Origin of the sequence: Dietzia sp. Cai40 (genome assembly GCF_014145165.1) — a bacterium.
GTDB classification, from domain to species: domain Bacteria; phylum Actinomycetota; class Actinomycetes; order Mycobacteriales; family Mycobacteriaceae; genus Dietzia; species Dietzia natronolimnaea.
Genome location: NZ_JAALEB010000032.1, coordinates 1 through 2,693, shown reverse-complemented (window position 1 = coordinate 2,693; position 2,693 = coordinate 1). Strand labels below are relative to the sequence as shown.

Annotated in this window: 4 protein-coding genes; 1 reads left to right on the top strand and 3 read right to left on the bottom strand. The window is 64.5% G+C overall.

Translation table 11 applies throughout. The features are described 5' to 3' along the window. From G6022_RS01560 to G6022_RS01550, 3 genes are all read right to left on the bottom strand, one after another. The coding region (locus G6022_RS01560; protein ID WP_182690933.1) for a transglutaminase-like domain-containing protein at positions 1 to 461 on the bottom strand (461 nt) is incomplete at its 3' end. Beyond that, the gene (locus tag G6022_RS01555; RefSeq protein ID WP_176475171.1) at positions 458 to 688 is read right to left on the bottom strand and encodes a hypothetical protein; all 231 of its coding nucleotides are present in this window, start codon (positions 686 to 688) and stop codon (positions 458 to 460) included. The genes G6022_RS01555 and G6022_RS01560, both read right to left, overlap by 4 nt. Then, positions 685 to 1,356 (bottom strand): TetR/AcrR family transcriptional regulator, encoded by a 672-nt coding sequence (locus tag G6022_RS01550; RefSeq protein WP_235027696.1) that lies wholly within the window; start codon positions 1,354 to 1,356, stop codon positions 685 to 687. Before G6022_RS01550 ends, G6022_RS01555 begins: the two co-directional genes overlap by 4 nt. Positions 1,357 to 1,452: 96 nt before the next feature. Between G6022_RS01550 and G6022_RS01545 the strand changes: the two genes are divergently transcribed. Then, on the top strand, positions 1,453 to 2,619 hold the full coding sequence (locus tag G6022_RS01545; RefSeq protein ID WP_069389782.1) for an acyl-CoA dehydrogenase family protein: 1,167 nt from the start codon (positions 1,453 to 1,455) through the stop codon (positions 2,617 to 2,619). Positions 2,620 to 2,693: the final 74 nt, after the last annotated feature.

The following is a 2,693-nucleotide window of genomic DNA, read 5'->3' as shown; positions in this document are numbered from 1 at the left end:
GGCACGCCGAATCGTTCGCATAACTCGACATTGAAGGCAGGTGTGGCCTTCAGCCATCGTCCGTCGATGTAGACGCTGCAATAGCCGTGATAGACGAACAGATCCGTTCCACCCATGACGGCTCGTAAGGTGTCGGTCTGCAGATGGTTCCGTACATCGGCGAAGCCGAGTCGGGTAGGGATGCCCGCGGCCCGCAGAACCGCGGCCAGTAGCACCGCCTTGGGCACGCAGTAGGCGCGGCCGGCCTGGAGGACGTGGCTCGCCCGGTAATGCTCAGGATCCTCGGAGACCGAGTAGGGGTCGTACCAGATTTGGTCACGCACTGCAGCAAAGAGCAGGGACGCTCTCTCTCGGGGGCTCGACGCGCCGGCGATCACGTGCTGGGTGAAGTCGCGTACCGAAGCGTGGTCGTGATCGAGGAAGAAGGTCGCCTCAAGGTGCGATCCCGGCGCCGGCGTCATCGCCGCACCGCGGTGTTGACCAGACCGTCAGTCTTGAGCGCTACGGCCGTGCGCGGCCAGCCGGCCGGCTGCTCGCCGGGCACTGCCGAGATGCAGACGTCGGGCATCCGCCGCACCAGGTCACCGACCTCTTCCAGCCACCGGTCGCACACGGGGCGTCGCCGTTCCAACGCGGGACCGCTTCGACGGGCTCGGGGTGCGCCCATTCCGGGCGAGAGGTCCCTCATCGCGCGCTCAACAGAAGGTCGTTGTCCACAGCAACCCCTACGCTCTGGGCGAGATCACGCATGATCAGCCAAACTTGATGGGCGATCCGGGTGGTCACCTCTTCCTTCGACTCATCGTGGTGGTCCAGCCACCAGATGATCCCCGCGTCGACCATGCCCATCAACCCCGCCATCACGCCGTCCGGGGGATCGACCTGTACCTCGGATGTGCGCATGTATGCCGAGGCTGCGGACACCACCTCCCCGAGGAACCGTGTGCGCCCCAACCTGGCCCGGTGCGTCTCCTTGTTCTGCTGGCGCGCCGCCATGAAGCGATACAGGTTGGGATGACCGGCAGCCCATCCGATGGCAGCGCCTATCACGCCTTCGATGATGGTGGGAGCTGTACCGCTCACGCGCATGGCGGGACGAACGGTGTCGATGAGCTGATCAGCCGCGAATCGGAGCACTTCTCGTTCGAGGTCTTCCTTGCTGTCGAAGTGCCGGTAGACGTGAGGCCGCGCAACGCCTGCCCGTTCCGCGATCTGGGCAGTACCGACGCCGGGACCGTACTCCTCGATCGCACGAGCCGCGGCCACCACTATCTGCTCTCGTCGTGCCGACCGGTGCGATTCGTGCGCCGTCGATCGGCGCACCACGGCCGTGTCCACCCACCTCGCAAGATCCACCAGCACATTCTAACCCGAAAGGGACTGGCGCGGTACAGGGTGTACCCGTAGCCTTCGGGTACACCCTGTACCCGGCACATAATCTTTGGAGGACCCATGCCCAGCCGCCGTTCACCCTGGATGAACCAGGACCTCGACGACTTCCGTCAACTCGCCCGGACGTTCTGCGAGAGGGAGATCAAGCCCAACATCGAGCGGTTCATCGAACAGAAGCGCGTCGACCGCGAACTATGGACCCGCGCCGGCGAGCTCGGCCTGTTGTGCGCCTCCGTTCCCGAGGAGTACGGCGGGGGCGGCGGCAACTTCTTCCACGAGGCGATCCTTATCGAGGAGCAGGCCCGCATCGGTGACAGCAGCTGGGGGGCTGCACTCCACAGCGGCATCGTGGCGCACTACCTGCTGCACTACGGCACCGAGGAGCAGAAGCGCGAATGGCTGCCCAAGATGGCCTCCGGCGAGGTCGTGACCGCCATTGCGATGACCGAGCCGGGGACCGGTTCCGACCTCCAGGGAATCAAGACGAAGGCAGTCCGAGAAGGCGACGACTACGTCATCAACGGAGCCAAGACCTTCATCACCAACGGCTACCACGCAGACATGGTGCTCGTCGCCTGCAAGACCAGCCCGGATCAGGCTGCTGCAGGCGTCTCACTGGTCATCGTGCCGACCAGCTCCGAAGGATTTCGGCGCGGCCGTGTCCTCGACAAGATCGGCCTCAAGGGGCAAGACACCTGCGAGCTCTTCTTCGATGACGTACGTGTGCCTTCCAGCAATCTGCTCGGCACCGAGGAGGGGCAGGGCTTCGTCCAGCTCATGATGCAGCTCCCGCAGGAGCGGCTCATCGTCGCCGTCAGTTGCGCCGCGTCGATGGACTTGATGCTGGACCTGACACACGAGTACACACTCACGCGCGAGGCGTTCGGCAAACCGATCTTCGGATTCCAGAACACCAAGTTCAAGCTCGCCGAGGTCGCCACCGAAGCCCGCGTCACCCGCGCCTTCATCGACGAGTGTCTCGACCTGCATGTCAAGAGCGAACTGGACATCCCCACCGCCGCGATGGCGAAGTACTGGAGCTCCGAACGCGCTCAGCAAGTCGCCGACACCTGCCTGCAACTCCACGGCGGCTACGGCTACATGGAGGAGTATCCGATTGCGCGCGCATGGACCGACCTGCGGGTCAGTCAGATCTACGCCGGCACCACCGAGATCATGAAGGAGATCATCGCCCGGTCACTCCCGACACCTGTCATGGGACAGTAGTCCGTACCCGACGCGCACTCGCTCGCTCGGCGAGCACTCCGTCCGCCAGCACGCCTAAACACGTCTCTGGTGGT

Coding starts and splice junctions, on each gene's coding strand:
- G6022_RS01555 (WP_176475171.1), bottom strand. CDS start 688: ATGAGGGACCTCTCGCCCGGAATGGGCGCACCCCGAGCCCGTCGAAGC.
- G6022_RS01545 (WP_069389782.1), top strand. CDS start 1,453: ATGCCCAGCCGCCGTTCACCCTGGATGAACCAGGACCTCGACGACTTC.